Below are 16,108 nucleotides of genomic sequence, written 5' to 3' on the forward strand. Positions count from 1 at the left end.
GCTCAGCCGACAACGCCCATGATGTCGCTTTCCTTCATGATCAGCAGGTCTTCGCCGTCGATCTTGACCTCGGTGCCGGACCACTTGCCGAAGAGGACACGATCGCCAGCCTTGACGTCGAGCGAGATCAGCTCGCCGTTGTCCTTGCGTGCGCCGGGACCGACAGCGACGACTTCGCCTTCCTGCGGCTTCTCCTTGGCGGTGTCCGGGATGATGATGCCGCCGGCGGTCTTGGCCTCGGAATCGACGCGGCGGACAACGACGCGGTCATGCAAAGGGCGGAATTTCATGTCTTGCTCTTTCCTTTCCTGGCCAGCGTGGTACTTCCTCCGCCGCGTTCACGCTTCCCGGGAACATCGATCCCCGGTAGCGCGGATCCGACGACGGAAGCCGCGGACCACGTTGGCACTCTGTGAACGAGAGTGCTAACAGCGCGCCTGATGTAAGATGGCCCCGGCGGGCTGTCAATGACTCGCAAGCGCGATTTTTTTCACGTTCGCAAGTGCGAAAAACGTACGGTATTGCAAGGATTTCGAAACCTTGCGCGCATAGCCTGCCCGCATGAAATCCGATCACCGCCCCATGCTTGGCGGACGCCTTCGCGCGATCCGCATTCCGTCGCTGCTGCGGATGCTTGCCCGCGACCGGCGTGGCAACATCGTGATTCCGCTGGCGATCTGCGTGGCGCTCATGGTGCTGATCATCGGAGCGGGCATCGATTTCGCGCGGGGCTACAATGCCAAGGTAAGCCTTCAGGCGGCGGTGGACGCGACCGCGCTCGCGGCGAACTACGACAGCAACGGCCTGTCCGACGGCAAGATCCGGCAGAATGCCGTCGACTATTTCAACTCCATCTACACCCCGCCGCCCGGCGCGACCCCCAAGCTCGACGTCTCGGTGGAGAAGGGCACGGTCACGGTCAACGGCACGCTGGACCTGCCCGCCAACTTCGGCGGCATCCTCGGCATGAGCTCGATGGAGATCGGCGTCCAGTCCCAGACGGTGGTCGGCAAGGCGACCTTCGACGTCGCCATGGTGCTCGACAACTCCGGCTCCATGCGCGGCAGCAAGCTGACGACACTCAAGAACGCGGCGAAGGATCTCGCCGAAACTCTGCTCGAGGTCAACCAGGTCAGCGACAAGAAGGACCGGGTGAAGATCGGGCTCGTTCCCTTCACGTCCTTCGTCAACGTCGGCTCGGACAAGTCGGGCGCGGCCTGGATGGACCAGGAGGGGCTCTCACCGATCCACTGGAAGAACTTCGAGGTCCGCGCGGACGGGACACCCGATCCGAAGGAATTCGATTCCCGCTATATGACCAACGGCCGCCCGAGCCGCTTCACCCTGTTCAAGCAGCTCCGTGGCACGGACTGGCGCGGCTGTGTCGAGGCGAGGCCCTCGCCCTATGACGTGACCAACACACCACCTGGAACCGGCAACCCGGCCACGCTCTTCGTGCCCCAGTTCTCACCCGACGAACCGGACAGCCAGAACAAGAAGTGGTACGACGACGTCTACAATTCCTATCTCAACGACGACAAGGGCGCCTGCACGCGCGACGCCAAATACGTCTACTCGTCCAAGGGCATGGACCGCTGGGAATACGCCCAGAAGCGGCTTTGCAAGTACAAGAACCAGCCGCAGAACTTCGGCACCACATGGCAGAAGGGGCCGAACTACAACTGCCGCACCGAGCCGCTGACCGAGCTCACCGAGAACAAGTCGACCGTGCTGCAGGCGATCCGGAACCTGCGCGCCGACGGCAACACCAACATCCACATGGGCGCCGTGTGGGGCTGGCGGCTGCTGTCCAAGGGCGCGCCGTTCAACTCCGCGCGCACGGAGGAGGACAATGAGGACGGCGAGCACGTTCGCATCCTCATCGTCATGACGGATGGCCAGAACACCTATGGCAGCCGCTACCGCTGGTTCATGAACACCGAACCGGAAGCCTATGGCTACGGCGCGGAGGAGCGTCTCGGGCCCGGCATCAATTCGTCCTGGTCGATCGCCAACACGATGGACTCGCGACTGGCGACCACCTGCACCAACGCGAAGGCTGACGGCGTTCAGGTCTACACCATCGCCTTCCAGATCTCCGACCAGAACACCGTCAACATGATGCGGAACTGCGCGTCCAAGGCTGCCATGGCCTTCGACGCCCGCTCGAACTCGGATCTGGTCGACGCGTTCAAGCGTATCGCCGACGAGATCACCCGGTTGCGCCTCAACAGGTAAGGCGGACAGGTCTTCCAGACACGAAAAGGCCCGGCCGGGGATCCCGACCGGGCCTTTTCCTCAACTCAATCCATGCCAACCCGCTCAGGCCGTGCCGGTCTCCGGCGAGCCCACCACGATGATGTGCAGGGCGCGCGGCCCGTGAGCGCCGAGCAGCAGCGTCTGCTCGATGTCGGCGGAGCGAGACGGGCCGGTGATCATGTTCACCGTGCGCGGCATCACACCCTTGCCGAAGCGGGCGCGGACACGGTCCCACAGGCTCTCGTAGTCGCCGGCGACGTCCGAGGCCTCCAGCACCACGATGTGATGCTCGGGCAGGAAGTTCAGCGTGGTGGGATTGTCCGGCCCCGAGGTCAGCATCAAGGTGCCCGTTTCCGCAACGCCGCCCAGCGCATGGGACAGCGTCGCGAAATCCTCGTTCACCGCGCGACCGCGCAGGACCTCCACGTGCCTCTCGCGATCCCACGGCAGGCCGGCCAGCAGTTGGTCCTCGCCGAAACGGATGCGCGCGGGAAGGTTCTTCTCCTTGAGGTAATCGGCGACCGCATGGGGAATGTCGGAGGCCGACGACACGCGTGCGACGCTTGCCTGCACGCCTTCCGCCATGCGGCAGAAGAGATCGAGACGCTCCTTCGGATCGAGGCGCCCGCGCGCGGGGATCAGCCCGCGCGGGCTCGCGCCCAGACGTTCCGCCACGGCGGCACGGCGTTCCGCGTCATCCGCCTTGCGGCCCATGGAGGCGCGCATCCGTGCCAGGATTGCCGTTCTTGCGTCGCTCATCATCCCCTCCCCGCCGCCGCTTCGGCCTGGCGTCTCGCCCACTGGGCCTGGAAGGTGCCGCCTTCGGGAGCCGGAAGATCCCGGTGTTTCGTCCAGCCGCCGGCAAGCGGCAGCGAGGCGAAGCGACCGCGTCCGCGCCCGAGCCAGCCAAGCACGCCGGCCGCGAGCCCGGCCGCGCGCCGGTAGAGCGCGGGGCGTCGGGCGAACCAGGCCCACAGCGCCAGCCCGTAGCGGGCCGTCGCCGGATTGAGGTTTCGCGAGAACTCCCGCTCGCGCCAGTGGCGCATCATCTTCGGCAGCGGGATGTGCATGGGACACACGCTCTCGCAACGCCCGCAGAACGTGGAGGCATTGGGCAGGTGCCCGGACTGGTCGACGCCGACGAGCGACGGTGTCAGCACCGCGCCCATGGGCCCAGGATAGACCCAGCCGTACGCGTGGCCGCCGACCGCGTGATAGACCGGACAGTGGTTCATGCAGGCACCGCAGCGGATGCAGCGCAGCATCTCCTCGAACTCGGTGCCGAGCATGGACGAACGGCCGTTGTCGAGCAGCACCACGTGGTAGTTCTCCGGCCCGTCCGGATCCTCCTCCCGGCGCGGCCCGGTGGAGACGGTGGTATAGACCGACATGTCCTGCCCCGTGGCCGAGCGGGCCAGCACGCGCAGGATCTGCGACAGGTCCTCGAGCGTTGGCACGATCTTCTCGATCGAGGCGACCACCACATGGGTCTTCGGCAGGATCTGGGTGAGATCGCCGTTGCCCTCGTTGGTCACGATCACCGAGCTTCCCGTCTCCGCGACGAGGAAATTGGCGCCCGTGATCCCGAGATCCGCCTGGAAGTATTTCTCGCGCAATACGCCGCGCGCCTCCGCGAGCAGCGTGGTCGGCTCCTCGAGATTGCGCTGCGGATCGAGATGGGTGTGGGCGCGGCGGAAATCCGCCTCGACCTGATCCTTGTTGACGTGCACGGCCGGCGCGATGATGTGGCTCGGATGCTCGCCGCGAAGCTGGATGATGTATTCGCCGAGGTCCGTCTCGACCGGTGCCACCGAATGCTCCTCGAGGAAGGCGTTGAGCCCGATCTCCTCGGTGATCATCGACTTGCCCTTGGTCACCGTGCGCGCGTCGGTGTCGCGGCAGATGCCGAGGATGATGTTGCGTGCCTCTTCCGCGTCGCGCGCGAAATGGACATGGCCACCGGCCGCCTCGACCTTCTCCGAATAGGCTTCAAGATAGAGATCCAGGTGCGCGAGCACGTGGTTCTTGATGTCGCGGGCATTGTCGCGCAGCGCATCGAACTCGGGCAGCGCGGCGGCCGCCTTGGCGCGCTTGCCGATGAAGCCGGAGCGCACGTTGCCGAGCGCGCGCTGGAGCGCGGGATCGTCAAGCGCCTCGCGGGCGTTGCTCTTGAACCGGGGTGATGTGATCTGCAAGGCTCTCTCCCTCCCCGACGCCTAGCGGCGCCGTTCGCCGATGGCCGGCTGGTCGGTCATGCCCGCCAGCACCTCGGCGACATGGCGGACCTCTATCGCCTTGCCCTCGCGCTTGAGCTTTCCGGCCATGTTCATCAGGCAGCCGAGGTCGCCCGCCAGCAGCAGGTCGGCACCGGTTCCGGCAATGTCGGCGGTCTTTTCGGTGACGATCTTGTCGGAAATGTCGGGATACTTGACGCAGAAGGTGCCGCCGAAGCCGCAGCACACGTCGGGATCCCGCATCTCGGCAAGCTCCAGCCCCTCCACCGAGGCGAGCAGCTTGCGCGGCTGGGCCTGGATGCCGAGTTCGCGCAGGCCCGAGCAACTGTCGTGATAGGTGACCTTGCCGGAGAACGCGGCCTCGACACCGGTCACGCCAAGCACGTCGGTCAGGAAGCTGACCAGTTCGTGCACGCGGCCCGCGAAGGCCTCGGCCCGCGCGAGCGCCGCCTCGTCGCCGGCGAAAAGCTCCGGGTAGTGCTTCTTCAGCATCCCGGCGCAGGAGCCGGACGGGGCGACGACATAATCGTAGCCCTCGAAGGCCCGTATCACCTGCTCGGCGATGGCGCGGGCATCGGCCCGGTCGCCGGAATTGAAGGCCGGCTGGCCGCAACAGGTCTGCGCGGCCGGCACCTCCACGGTGCAGCCGGCGTCTTCCATCAGCTTGACCGCGGCAAATCCCACGCTGGGGCGAAACAGGTCGACGAGACAGGTGACGAAAAGTCCGACCCGGAGAGGCGCTGTGCCCTGCCCCCCGGAAGCCCTTGCGGGCGCATTCTCACTCATGACGATTCCTCGTCCTCCCTCACTCGCCGCGTGGAACGGCGCTTGCGGCCCTCGCCGCCCTCCTCGACACCGGCGGTCCGGTCTCCCTCGACCCGGCCCGTCCCCGGAGCCGCCTCGCGGCGCGCTCCGGCCTGTCTCTGCTCGAGACGAAGCGCGGAGACCATATCCCGGTCGCCCGCGCGCACCACCTCGTGCACGACCTGTCCGACAAAATCCATATGGGCCATGGCGGCGTCTCCGGCCGCATCGGCATCCCCCCGCATCACGGCATCGAAGATCACCTGATGCTGACCGAAGATCTTCTCGCTGGCGCCGGAATAGCGATAGAACGCCGCCCGATTGTAGAACACGTCATCGACGAGCAGACGGTAGCAGGAGCGCAGCGTGTGCAGCAAGACGATGTTATGCGCCGCCTCGCCAATGGCCTGATGAAACTCGACATCCAGGTCCACCTCACGCTCCGTGTCCCCGGCGTCATGGGCCGCGCGCATGGCCGTGAAAACGGTGGTGATGATGTGCCGGTCCGCATCCGTCGCCCGTTCGGCGGCGAGACGTGCCGTCAGCCGTTCGATCTCGCGGCGGTATTCCAGGTAATCGGCGATCGCGGGAGGGTGCCTGCGGAACAGTTCCGCCGTCGCGGGTGAAAAAACCGGACCGATCACATCGGCCACGAAGGTTCCACCACCATGGCGCGAGTAGATGAGGTTCCGGTCCTCCAGTTCCTTCAGCGCCTCGCGCAGGATCGGACGCGACACGTCGACCATGCCCGCAAGCTCCCGCTCCGCGGGAAGCCTGTCTCCCGGACGCAGGACACCATGCAGGATCAACCTCTCCAGCTGCCCGATGACGGCGTCCGACGTCCGGTTGTGCCGGATCTTTCTAAAAATCATACAAATACCCTCCCGAACACGCGATATCATACTTTTGTACTAATAAAAACAACCCCTTTCCCGAGAGTTACAGAACGCCTTTCGCCTTGGTTATTGCGTCAAGTGGTCAATATTGTTATCCAGTCTGTGCGGCAGGTGACCTGTTTGGGAGGCAGGCCACGCACCGCCACAAGCGGCCGGGCGCGACGTTGCGTGCCCCCTGCCCGAACGATCGGACGATGCAAAGGCGCCTTGGGAGAGGCCCCGGAAACGGCACCGCCGGACAATCGGGACTGCAGGGGCTCACGGAAGCAAAAAGCGGCGCGCGCCACGGTGAAGAGGGGCCGGCACCGCCGGGAGCGGTGCCCTTTGAAAGGAGAGACTGCCGACGGCGAAAGGAGCGCCACGGCAGGTGTCGCCTGGTCGGCAACGACCCGGATGGCGTCTCTATCTGGGAGGAATCCACGTGAAATCATTGCTTTCGTCCGTCGCCATCGCGGCGTCTCTCGTCGTCGGCGTGGCCGGCTCCGCGAATGCGCTCGATCAGATCGACTGGGACATGCAGTCAACCTATCCGGGTACGCTGACCCAGCTCGGCACGCTCGGCAAGGTCCTTTCGGAGCGTCTGAACGCCGTTTCCGGTGGAGAAATCAACCTCAAGTTCCAGGAACCGGGCGCCATCGTGCCCGCTCTCGAGGCCTTCGACGCGGTCGCCTCCGGCGCCGTCCAGGCGGCCTGGTCGACGCCGGGCTACTGGACCGGCAAGGACACCTCGCTGGCGCTGTTCGCGGCGGTTCCCTTCGGTCCGCGCGCGTCCGAGTACATCGCATGGATGAAGTTCGGCGGCGGCAACGAGCTCTTCGACGAGGTCTATTCCGCCTATGGCATCAAGTCGCTACCCTGCGCGGTCATCGCGCCGGAAGCCTCCGGCTGGTTCCGCAAGGAGATCAACTCCGCCGATGACCTCAAGGGCCTGAAGATGCGCTTCTTCGGCCTTGGCGCGAAGGTCATGCAGAAGCTTGGCGTCTCGACGCAGCTTCTCGCCGGCGGCGACATCTTCCCGGCGCTGGAGCTCGGCACGATCGACGCGACCGAGTTCTCCATGCCCGCCATCGACCTCAAGCTCGGCTTCTATCAGGTGGCGAAGTACTACTACTTCCCCGGCTGGCACCAGCAGTCGACCATCTTCGAGCTGATGCTGAACAGGGACGAGTGGGACGCGCTCGACGACCAGACCAAGGCGATCTTCGAGACGGTGTGCGACGCCAACATCACCTACGGCATCGCCGAGGGCGAGGCGATCCAGCCGGCCGCGCTCGCCGAGTTGGAGAAGAACGGCGTCAACATCAAGTCCTGGGACCCGGCGATCCTCGACCAGCTCCGCACCGCGTGGCTCGAGGTCGTGGAAGAGGAGAAGGCCGCGAACCCGAACTTCGCCAAGGTCTGGGAATCGCTGTCCACGTTCCGCGAGAACTACAAGACCTGGTCCGAGCTCGGCTACCTGCGCTGATCCCGGTCATGTGACGGAAACGTCTCCCGCGCGGCCGGACAAGGCCGCGCGGGCCTTTCCTTCCCGGTCCCGGGCCGCAACGCGGCCGGGACCCGGAGCGCCCCCTTCCACGGAACGGGGGAGCGTGACCGGCGCGGAGATCCATTTTTCATGTCAACCCTGCTTTGCGTGTTCGGCATCGCACTCGCGGCCCTGGGCATCATCGGCCCGGGCATTCCCGGCTACGTGCTTTGCCTCGCCGGCTTCGCGGTCTGCGTCGTCGGCGGTTTCCTTGGCGGACGGCTCTCGCTTGCCATCTTCGGCATGGTGTTCTGCGCCTTCGTCTTCGCGGTCCTGCCCGACGGCATGAGCGCCATAATCGAGATGAACGGCGCCAATCCCCGGCGCTTCTTCAAGATCTACGACGGCCTGTCGGGCCTGATCGGCGCGCTTCTGGTGCTCGGACTGACGCTGGCGATCCTGCGCAGCCGCGCGCCGCGATCCTTCGAGACGATGCTGGGGGCTTCCGACGATATCGACCGTGTCGTCAACGGTGTCGGCAAGCTCGCCTCCTGGCTCTTCGTGCCGATGATGATCGCTATCTTCTACGACGTCAGCCAGCGCCAGTGGCTCAACTACGACACCGGCCTCATCGACACGCCCTTCTACATCGACAGCACCAAGCTGCAGGAGCTCGAGTGGCACCTTCATGCGACGCTGTTCCTGCTTTGCCTGGGCTTTGCCTACCGCAAGGACGCGCATGTGCGCATCGAACTGGTGCGCGACCGCATGAGCCGGCGCGGCCGGGTCTGGACGGAACTGGCGGGCATCGTGCTGTTCCTGCTGACCTACTGCTACCTGATCGTCGAGTTCGGCTGGGTGTTCTCCTCCAAGTCCTACTCCCTCAACGAGGTTTCGGCGGCCCAGACGGGCCTGTCCCACCGCTGGATCATCAAGGCCATGCTTCCCTTCGGCTTCGCGCTGCTGTTCGCCGCCGGCGTTTCGGCCGCGCTGCGCTGCCTCGCGTTCCTGTTCGGCCCGAGCTACCTGCGCGAGGAAGCGGGCGACTATGCCGGAACCCATCACGCCGACCTGCCGGACGACGTGAAATCCACCGGCCCGATCACGGACTGACCGGAGACCCCGCCTCATGACATTCGTCGAACTGCTCCCGGTCTTCATGTTCGTGGCGCTCGCGCTGCTGCTGTTTTCCGGCTTTCCCGTCGCCTTCATTCTCGGCGGCGTCGGCCTCGGCTTCGCCTTCCTCGCCCAGGAGCTGGGCGCCTTCAACGTCGCCCGGCTGGTCATCATTCCCAACCGCATCTTCGGCGGCACCATGGAAAATCCGGTGCTCGTCGCGATCCCCATGTTCATCTTCATGGGAACGATGCTGGAGAAATCCGGCGTGGCGAAGGACCTGCTGCACTGCCTGCAGGTGCTCACCCGGCGCGTGCCCGGCGGCCTGGCCCTGTCCGTCACGCTGATGGGCACGATCATGGCCGCCACCACGGGCATCATCGGCGCGTCGGTGGTGATGATCACCCTGCTCGCCCTGCCGGTGATGCTGGAGCGCAACTACAACATTCCGCTGGCGACCGGCACCATCGCCTCCTCGGGAACGCTCGGCATCCTCATCCCGCCGTCGATCATGCTGGTGATCATGTCGGACCTGATGTCGATCCCGGTCGGCACGGTGTTCATCGCCGCGATCCTGCCGGGCCTGCTGCTCGCGGGGCTCTACGCGCTCTACATCATCGTGCTGTGCCGGCTAAAGCCGCATCTCGCCCCGCCGCTGCCCGACGACATCGGTCCCACCAACCGGGGCGAGTTCTGGACGATGATCTTCAAGAGCTTCGTGCCGCCCGTGTTCCTGATCGTCATCGTGCTCGGCTCGATCTTCGCCGGCGTGGCGACACCGACCGAGGCCGCCGGCGTGGGCGCGCTCGGTGCGACCCTGCTTGCCGTCCTCAACCGGCAGCTCACCTTCAAGGTGATGCAGGACGTGTGTCACCGCTCGGCGCTGACCTCGGCGATGCTGTTCGGCATCTTCCTAGGCGCAACCTGCTTTTCGCTGGTGTTCCGCTGGCTCGGCGGCGAGACGCTGATCGACGAGTTCATCGCCTGGGCGGGCGTGGGGCCCTGGGGCATCCTGTTCGTGCTGATGGGCATGATCTTCTTCCTCGGCTTCTTCTTCGACTGGGTGGAGATCACGCTGATCGTGCTGCCGGTGTTCGGACCGATCGTGTCCGGCCTCGACTTCGGCACCCATCTGGCCGGCTTCGAGGGTGTCGGCGAAGTGGCGCTGATCTGGTTCACGATCCTGGTCTCGACAAACCTGCAGACCTCGTTCCTGACACCGCCCTTCGGCTTCGCGCTGTTCTACATGAAGGGCGTCGCGCCTCCCGGCGTCACGATCCAGCACATCTACAAGGGCATCATCCCCTTCGTGATCCTGCAGCTCATCGGACTGGCGCTTTGCATCCTGTTCCCCGGCATCGTGCTGTGGCTGCCGCAGGTGCTGCTGAACTAGGGAAAGGCCCCGGTCGCCCCGCCGCGCGCGCGGCGACCGGTCGCAGGCGCCTCGCGAGGATTGCCAAGAGCCCCTTGGCTGGCCGAAGCTTTCACCACGCAGACGCAACGGCACGAAGGCGCGCATCGATGACACAGGACGAGGACGGCGGGGAGCGGTCCGGCAGACAGGATCAGCCCGGGCCTCGGGCGACGGCCATGCCGGCCTTCGCGCCTCATCCCGCGCGCGACCTCGTGCTCGGCGAGATCCACGCGCGTCCGTTCCATCCTGTCACCGGCACGCGAACCTTCCTGCGCTACGGCTTCCAGGTGGATGACGCCGGCGCGGAAGCCGACCGGCAGTGGTTCGCCGGTCACTGCCGGGCCAGCGGGGCGGCCGGCCCCGAACCCGCCTCGCGGCACCACATGGTCCGCATCGGCGACACGGTGCTTCAGCGCGAGCGCCACGGCGAGTTCGTCACCTACACCTGGGACGGCCCGCTGGACCCGGCCGCACCGCGTGACGCGCCGCCGCCGGACCATCCCTTCGGCGCCGGCTTTCGCGCCGCCGGGCCGCTGCTCGTCGCAGCGCGGCTCGATTTCGTGGATGCCGACACGCCGGCCTTCGCCGAGCGCCTGGCCGCGTTCGACGGCACCAGTCTCTCCGCCTCGGACGTCGACAGGGGGGCTGCGACCATCGCTACGGATTTCCGCCAGGACCGGGACGGGCTCACGCGCCTGCTGGTGGGCGCGCGCGACCTCACCGATGTTCAGGCGGGCGCACTGGTGCAGCGGCTGCTAGAACTGGAAACCTACCGCACCTTCGCCATGCTCGGCCTGGCCGAGGCGAACCGGCAGTCGCCCAGCGTTTCGAGCATCGAGGCCACGCTCCTCTCGCTCACCGAGCGGATGCGCCAGAGCGAGGGGCTGGAGGCCAACCGCGCGCTTCTGACCGACCTGACCCGCCTCGCCGGCGATCTGGAAGCGGGTGCCGCCCGGAGCGCCTACCGTTTCGGCGCCAGCCGCGCCTACTACCAGATCGTGCGCCAGCGGCTGGAGACCATCGGCGAGACCTCGCGCCAGGGCCACTTCACCTTCACCCAGTTCCTTTCCCGCCGTCTCGCGCCGGCCATGCGCACCTGCGAGACGCTGGAGGAACGCCAGGCGAACCTGTCACGCAAGCTGGCCCGGGCCGCAACGCTGCTCAGGACGCGCGTGGACGTGGAGCTGCAGGAACAGGCACGCGGACAGCTTGAAGCCATGAACCGGCGTGCGCGACTGCAACTGCGGCTGCAGCAGACGGTGGAGGGGCTCTCCGTCGCCGCCGTGAGCTACTATGTCGTGGGGCTAATCGCCTATCTGGCCAAGGGCGCGAAGGCGGGGCCGCTGAAGGGCCTCCTTCCGGGACCGGAAACGCTGACCGCCCTTGCCGTGCCGGTGGTGCTCGTCGTCGTCTTCCTCACAGTCCGCCGCATCCGCAGGCATCACGGCGAGGCGGACGGCGAAGGCTGACGGCCCCTCTCCGGAAACGAAAAGGCCGGGCACGAGGCCCGGCCTGCAAACCATGACGGGACACGACGGCCTGGGGCCGCTCGTGTCCCTCGCGTCACTTCTCGGTGCCGTCCGCGTTGAACTGCTCGAGATAGGCGATCACGTCGTCGCGCTCGGACTCCTTGCGCAGGCCGGCGAAGGCCATCTTGGTGCCCTTCACGACCTTGCGCGGCTTCTCCAGATAGGAATGCAGCAGTTCGTCGGTCCACTCCGGGTGCTCCTCGCCGAACGACGTCATCGCCTTGGAGTACTTGTAGTCCCCAACGCTGGCCACCTTGCGGCCGACGATCCCGTTGAGCTCGGGCCCGACCCGGTTCTTCGCGCCCTCTCCAACGGCATGGCAGGCGGCGCACTTCCTGAAGACCTTCTTGCCCTTGGCCGCGTCGCCGTCGGCCAAAGCCTGGCCCGCGGTGAGCGCAACGGCGGCGGCGCCGACCAGCATCATCACTCGTTTCATCATTCTGTCTCCCGATGTCCTGGGCTCTCCCGGTGGCCGCTCGTCGCCACCTTGTTTCGCAATCCGGGACACTAACACGTTGATACGTGGCGTCACCCCGAGATGGCACTTTGTCGCAGGATCGCTCGTGGCGCTCACGTCGCGGTCGCCCGTCCTCCCGCGCCCAGAAGGTTCGCGTCGAGCCCCTCGTCCCAATAGGGGGACGGCCCGTAAAGATCGGCCAGGAAGTCGATCAGGACCCGCACCTTGGCGGGCAGGAACCGGCGGCTGGGATAGACCGCGAACAGGCCGACATCCTTGGAGGCGCGGTAGTCGGGAAGCACCAGCGCCAGCTTGCCGGCGCGCAGCTCTGGCCCCACGTCCCAGGTGGACCGCAGCGCGATGCCGAGCCCGGACAGGACCGCCTCGCGCACCACCTCGCTGGAGTTGGTGCGGATCGGTCCGCCCGTGCGCACGAGCCGCACGCCGTCGGGCCCCTCCAGCCGCCACACCTCCTGCTGGGTGGTGGACAGGCAGACGTGGTTCGTCTCGAGATCCGCGATGGAGCCCGGCGCGCCGGCGCGCTCCAGATAGGAGGGCGCCGCGCACAGAACGCGGTGCACGGGCGCGAGACGCCGCGCGACGAGGCTCGAATCCTCCAGCTCCGCGATGCGGATCGCCAGGTCGTAGCCCTCGCCGACGATGTCGACCAGCGCGTCGGTCAGGTCCAGATTGCAGGCAAGCTCGGGGTGGGCCTCAAGGAACGACGACAGGTGCGGCGCGATGTGCATCCGGCCGAAGGACGTGGGGGCGCTGACCTTGAGCGTGCCGCGCGCGACCGCCGAACGCCGCGAGACGAACGCCTCCGCCTCCTCGACCGAAGCGAGAATCGCAACGACGCGCTCGTAGTAGCCCTGCCCCGCCTCGGTCAGCGCGAGCTGGCGGGTCGTGCGCTGGAGAAGGCGCGTGCCGAGCCTGTCCTCGAGGCGGCGCAGGCGCTTGGAGACGACGGCGGGAGACAGCCCCATCTCGCGCCCGGCGGCTGACATACTGCCGGCCCCGACCACGCGGGCGAAAATCTCCATGTCGGGAAAGCTGCTCATTTTCAACGTCCCGGAGTTTATTCTTGTCCACTTTAGACTATTTTACCGATACGCATCCCCTGCCAGACTGGATGACGTAGCTTTCAGGATCGCGCCGCCCGGCAGGGTGCCGCGCGGAGGGAGGAACCTGCCATGACAGGCATCGCCATGCCCGCGCCGGACGCGGACGTGATCGCGCGGCGCGCCGACATCGTCAAGGCGCTCAGGGCCATCGTGCCGGGCGAGGGCGTGATCGACACCGAGGTCGAGATGCGCGCCTACGAGACGGATGCGCTCACCGCCTATCGCCAGCTTCCGCTCGTGGTCGTGCTGCCCGAAACGGTGGAGCAGGTCTCGAAGGTGCTGCGCTATTGCCACGAGAACGAGGTGAAGGTGGTGCCGCGCGGCGCGGGAACCTCGCTGTCCGGCGGAGCGCTGCCCGTTGGCGACGGCGTGCTGCTGTCGATGATGAAGTTCAACCAGGTGCTCGACATCGACGTGGCCAACCGTGCGGCGGTGGTGCAGCCCGGCGTCACCAACCTCGGCATCACCCGCGCCGTGGAGCATCTGGGCTTCTATTACGCGCCCGATCCCTCGTCCCAGATCGCCTGTTCGATCGGCGGCAACATCGCCGAGAACTCCGGCGGCGTGCACTGCCTGAAATACGGTCTCACCACCAACAACGTGCTGGGCCTGGAGATGGTGCTCGTCACGGGCGAGGTCATCCGGCTGGGCGGCAAGCACCTCGACAGCGAGGGCTACGACCTGCTGGCGCTCATGACCGGATCGGAAGGGCTTCTGGGGGTCGTCACCGAGGTGACCGTGCGCATGCTGCAGAAGCCGGAAACGGCACGCGCGGCGCTGATCGGCTTTCCCACCAGCGAGGACGGCGGGCGCTGCGTCGCCGACATCATCGGCGCCGGCATCATTCCCGGCGGCATGGAGATGATGGACGAACTGGCCATCAACGCGGCCGAGGACTTCGTCAACGCGGGCTATCCGCGCGAGGCCGGCGCGCTGCTCATCGTCGAGCTGGACGGACCGGAGGCGGAGGTCGACCACCTGCTCGCGAGCATCGAGGCCATCGCCGCCGACAACAAGGCGACGTCGGTGCGCGTCTCCACCAGCGAGGAGGAACGGCTGAACTTCTGGGCCGGCCGCAAGGCGGCCTTCCCGGCGGTGGGACGCATCTCGCCCGACTACCTGTGCATGGACGGAACGATCCCGCGCAAGGCGCTGCCGCAGGTGCTCACGCGGATGCGCGAGCTTGGCGAAAAGCACGGTCTGCGCTGCGCCAATGTCTTCCACGCCGGCGACGGCAACCTGCATCCGCTCATCCTCTACGACGCCAACAAGCCCGGCGAGCTGGAGGCCGCGGAAGCCTTCGGCGCGGACATCCTGCGGCTTTGCGTCGAGTTCGGCGGCGTGCTGACCGGCGAGCACGGGGTCGGCATCGAGAAGCGCGACCTCATGCCGGAGATGTTCTCCGAGGACGACCTCAAGCAGCAGCAGCGGGTGAAATGCGCCTTCGATCCGGCGCAGCTCCTCAATCCGGGCAAGGTGTTTCCGGTGCTGCACCGCTGCGCCGAGCTCGGGCGCATGCACGTCCACAAGGGGCAGCTTCCCTTCCCCGACATTCCGCGCTTCTGACCTCGCATCAGCAGGACACGCCGATCACGATGGCCGACACCTTCAAGCCCCGCCACCCCGAGGAGGCACGCGACGCCGTGCTCTGGGCCATGGCAGAAGACCAACCTCTCGAGATCCTGGGCACCGGCTCCAGGCGCGCTCTCGGACGCCCCGTGCAGGCCGCGCATGTGCTGGATCTCTCCGGCCTGTCCGGCATCGAGCTCTACGAGCCGGCCGAACTGGTGATGACCGCGCTTGCGGGAACGCCGATGGCCGAGATCGAGGCAGCCCTTGCGGACAAGAACCAGGAACTCGCCTTCGACCCCATCGACTACGGGCCGCTGCTCGGCCAGCCGGCGGGAGAAGGTACAGTCGGCGGCGTGATCGCCGCCAATTTCGCGGGCTCCAAGCGGCTGAAGTTCGGCGCCGCGCGCGACCATATTCTCGGGCTCGAGGCGGTGTCGGGACGCGGCGAGATCTTCAAGTCCGGCGGACGCGTGGTGAAGAACGTCACCGGCTACGACCTGCCGCGCGCGCTCACGGGCTCCTGGGGCACGCTCGCCGTCTCCACGCGCATCACGCTCAAGGTGCAGCCGCGCGCGGAAACCGAAGCGACACTGGTCGTTTCCGGCCTCGGCGATGCCGCCGCCGTGGAGGCCATGTGTTCGGCCATGGGGTCGTCGGCGGAGGTTTCCGCCGCCGCCCACCTGCCGGACCCCGTCGCCGCACGGCTGGCGGCTGAGGGACACGCGCTGTCCGGCCCGGCAACCCTGTTGCGCCTCGAAGGCTTCGGCCCGTCCGTCGACTATCGTTTCGCGCTGCTGGAAAAGCGGCTCGGCGGTGCCGGGCGGATCACGCGGCTTGACGTCGACGCCTCGCGCGCGCTGTGGCAGGCGGTGCGGGACGTGCTTCCCTTTGCCGGCACATCGGGCCTGGTCTGGCGCGTCTCGGTGGCGCCCGCCGCCGGTACCCGTTTCGTGGAGACGCTCCGCGAAACGCTTGCGGGCGAGGTCTATTACGACTGGTCGGGCGGGCTTGTCTGGCTGGCGGTCGAGGGCGATGACCCGCGCGCCGACGAGGTGCGTGCGGCGGTGACGGCGGCAGGCGGCGGTCACGCCACGCTGGTGCGCGCACCGGCGCCCATGCGTGCCTCGGTGCCGGTGTTCCACCCCCAGCCCGCGCCCCTTGCGGCCCTCAACGCGCGCATCAAGGCGCAGTTCGACCCCAAGGGGATCCTCAATCCGGGCCGGATGGGAGCCTGAGCC

General features: G+C 66.9%; 14 protein-coding genes. 7 read left to right on the forward strand and 7 right to left on the reverse strand.

The genetic code is table 11. The features are described 5' to 3' along the window. Window positions 1–2 precede the first annotated feature (2 nt). Entirely contained in the window at window positions 3–290 is a 288-nt protein-coding gene (gene groES / locus ACYX4S_RS14040; RefSeq protein ID WP_293721817.1) for a co-chaperone GroES, read from the reverse strand. A 271-nt stretch (window positions 291–561) separates the two neighbouring features. Between groES and ACYX4S_RS14045 the strand changes: the two genes are divergently transcribed. Next, complete coding sequence (locus ACYX4S_RS14045) at window positions 562–2,238, forward strand: pilus assembly protein TadG-related protein (RefSeq protein WP_476360632.1); 1,677 nt, start codon at window positions 562–564, stop codon at window positions 2,236–2,238. A gap of 84 nt (window positions 2,239–2,322) precedes the next feature. Here the strand turns inward: ACYX4S_RS14045 and ACYX4S_RS14050 are convergent, their stop codons facing one another. From ACYX4S_RS14050 to ACYX4S_RS14065, 4 genes are read right to left on the reverse strand one after another with little or no spacing between them, the layout of a single operon-like run. After that, window positions 2,323–3,018, reverse strand: coding sequence for a LutC/YkgG family protein (locus ACYX4S_RS14050; protein ID WP_293721812.1), 696 nt, complete (start codon window positions 3,016–3,018; stop codon window positions 2,323–2,325). Further along, complete coding sequence (locus tag ACYX4S_RS14055; RefSeq protein ID WP_476360633.1) at window positions 3,018–4,454, reverse strand: LutB/LldF family L-lactate oxidation iron-sulfur protein; 1,437 nt, start codon at window positions 4,452–4,454, stop codon at window positions 3,018–3,020. The genes ACYX4S_RS14050 and ACYX4S_RS14055 overlap by 1 nt, the downstream gene beginning before the upstream one ends. 21 nt (window positions 4,455–4,475) lie before the next feature. Continuing rightward, window positions 4,476–5,279 carry a (Fe-S)-binding protein gene (locus tag ACYX4S_RS14060; RefSeq protein WP_476360634.1) on the reverse strand — a complete coding sequence of 268 codons (804 nt, stop codon included), beginning with the start codon at window positions 5,277–5,279 and terminating at the stop codon, window positions 4,476–4,478. Next, a complete protein-coding gene (locus ACYX4S_RS14065; RefSeq protein ID WP_476360635.1) occupies window positions 5,276–6,169 on the reverse strand; it encodes an FCD domain-containing protein in 894 nt (297 codons plus the stop codon). The genes ACYX4S_RS14060 and ACYX4S_RS14065 overlap by 4 nt, the downstream gene beginning before the upstream one ends. Before the next feature lie 445 nt (window positions 6,170–6,614). Between ACYX4S_RS14065 and ACYX4S_RS14070 the strand changes: the two genes are divergently transcribed. The 4 genes from ACYX4S_RS14070 to ACYX4S_RS14085 all read left to right on the forward strand — a co-directional run bounded on the left by ACYX4S_RS14070 (window position 6,615) and on the right by ACYX4S_RS14085 (window position 11,657). Further along, window positions 6,615–7,658, forward strand: coding sequence for a TRAP transporter substrate-binding protein (locus tag ACYX4S_RS14070; RefSeq protein WP_293721805.1), 1,044 nt, complete (start codon window positions 6,615–6,617; stop codon window positions 7,656–7,658). A 150-nt stretch (window positions 7,659–7,808) separates the two neighbouring features. Beyond that, window positions 7,809–8,771, forward strand: coding sequence for a TRAP transporter small permease subunit (locus ACYX4S_RS14075; protein WP_476360636.1), 963 nt, complete (start codon window positions 7,809–7,811; stop codon window positions 8,769–8,771). Between the two features lie 16 nt (window positions 8,772–8,787). Continuing rightward, window positions 8,788–10,167 carry a TRAP transporter large permease gene (locus ACYX4S_RS14080; protein ID WP_422067968.1) on the forward strand — a complete coding sequence of 460 codons (1,380 nt, stop codon included), beginning with the start codon at window positions 8,788–8,790 and terminating at the stop codon, window positions 10,165–10,167. Between the two features lie 197 nt (window positions 10,168–10,364). Beyond that, window positions 10,365–11,657, forward strand: coding sequence for a DUF3422 family protein (locus tag ACYX4S_RS14085; protein ID WP_476360637.1), 1,293 nt, complete (start codon window positions 10,365–10,367; stop codon window positions 11,655–11,657). A gap of 94 nt (window positions 11,658–11,751) precedes the next feature. On the opposite strand, the gene ACYX4S_RS14090 is transcribed toward ACYX4S_RS14085, so the two are convergent. Next, a complete protein-coding gene (locus tag ACYX4S_RS14090; RefSeq protein WP_476360638.1) occupies window positions 11,752–12,156 on the reverse strand; it encodes a c-type cytochrome in 405 nt (134 codons plus the stop codon). 131 nt (window positions 12,157–12,287) lie between these two features. Further along, window positions 12,288–13,235 carry a LysR family transcriptional regulator gene (locus ACYX4S_RS14095; RefSeq protein WP_476360639.1) on the reverse strand — a complete coding sequence of 316 codons (948 nt, stop codon included), beginning with the start codon at window positions 13,233–13,235 and terminating at the stop codon, window positions 12,288–12,290. A gap of 132 nt (window positions 13,236–13,367) precedes the next feature. On the opposite strand from ACYX4S_RS14095, the gene ACYX4S_RS14100 reads away from it, so the two are divergent. Beyond that, window positions 13,368–14,864, forward strand: coding sequence for an FAD-linked oxidase C-terminal domain-containing protein (locus tag ACYX4S_RS14100; protein ID WP_293721795.1), 1,497 nt, complete (start codon window positions 13,368–13,370; stop codon window positions 14,862–14,864). A gap of 29 nt (window positions 14,865–14,893) precedes the next feature. After that, window positions 14,894–16,105: an FAD-binding protein gene (locus ACYX4S_RS14105; RefSeq protein WP_476360640.1), complete on the forward strand. Its 1,212-nt coding sequence runs from the start codon at window positions 14,894–14,896 to the stop codon at window positions 16,103–16,105. Window positions 16,106–16,108: the final 3 nt, after the last annotated feature.

The organism is Stappia sp. ABD4_338 (genome assembly GCF_056312175.1).

Coding starts and splice junctions, on each gene's coding strand:
- ACYX4S_RS14100 (WP_293721795.1), top strand. CDS start 13,368: ATGACAGGCATCGCCATGCCCGCGCCGGACGCGGACGTGATCGCGCGG.
- ACYX4S_RS14095 (WP_476360639.1), bottom strand. CDS start 13,235: ATGAGCAGCTTTCCCGACATGGAGATTTTCGCCCGCGTGGTCGGGGCC.
- ACYX4S_RS14075 (WP_476360636.1), top strand. CDS start 7,809: ATGTCAACCCTGCTTTGCGTGTTCGGCATCGCACTCGCGGCCCTGGGC.
- ACYX4S_RS14065 (WP_476360635.1), bottom strand. CDS start 6,169: ATGATTTTTAGAAAGATCCGGCACAACCGGACGTCGGACGCCGTCATC.
- ACYX4S_RS14090 (WP_476360638.1), bottom strand. CDS start 12,156: ATGATGAAACGAGTGATGATGCTGGTCGGCGCCGCCGCCGTTGCGCTC.
- ACYX4S_RS14050 (WP_293721812.1), bottom strand. CDS start 3,018: ATGAGCGACGCAAGAACGGCAATCCTGGCACGGATGCGCGCCTCCATG.
- ACYX4S_RS14105 (WP_476360640.1), top strand. CDS start 14,894: ATGGCCGACACCTTCAAGCCCCGCCACCCCGAGGAGGCACGCGACGCC.
- ACYX4S_RS14080 (WP_422067968.1), top strand. CDS start 8,788: ATGACATTCGTCGAACTGCTCCCGGTCTTCATGTTCGTGGCGCTCGCG.
- groES (WP_293721817.1), bottom strand. CDS start 290: ATGAAATTCCGCCCTTTGCATGACCGCGTCGTTGTCCGCCGCGTCGAT.
- ACYX4S_RS14085 (WP_476360637.1), top strand. CDS start 10,365: ATGCCGGCCTTCGCGCCTCATCCCGCGCGCGACCTCGTGCTCGGCGAG.
- ACYX4S_RS14060 (WP_476360634.1), bottom strand. CDS start 5,279: ATGAGTGAGAATGCGCCCGCAAGGGCTTCCGGGGGGCAGGGCACAGCG.
- ACYX4S_RS14045 (WP_476360632.1), top strand. CDS start 562: ATGAAATCCGATCACCGCCCCATGCTTGGCGGACGCCTTCGCGCGATC.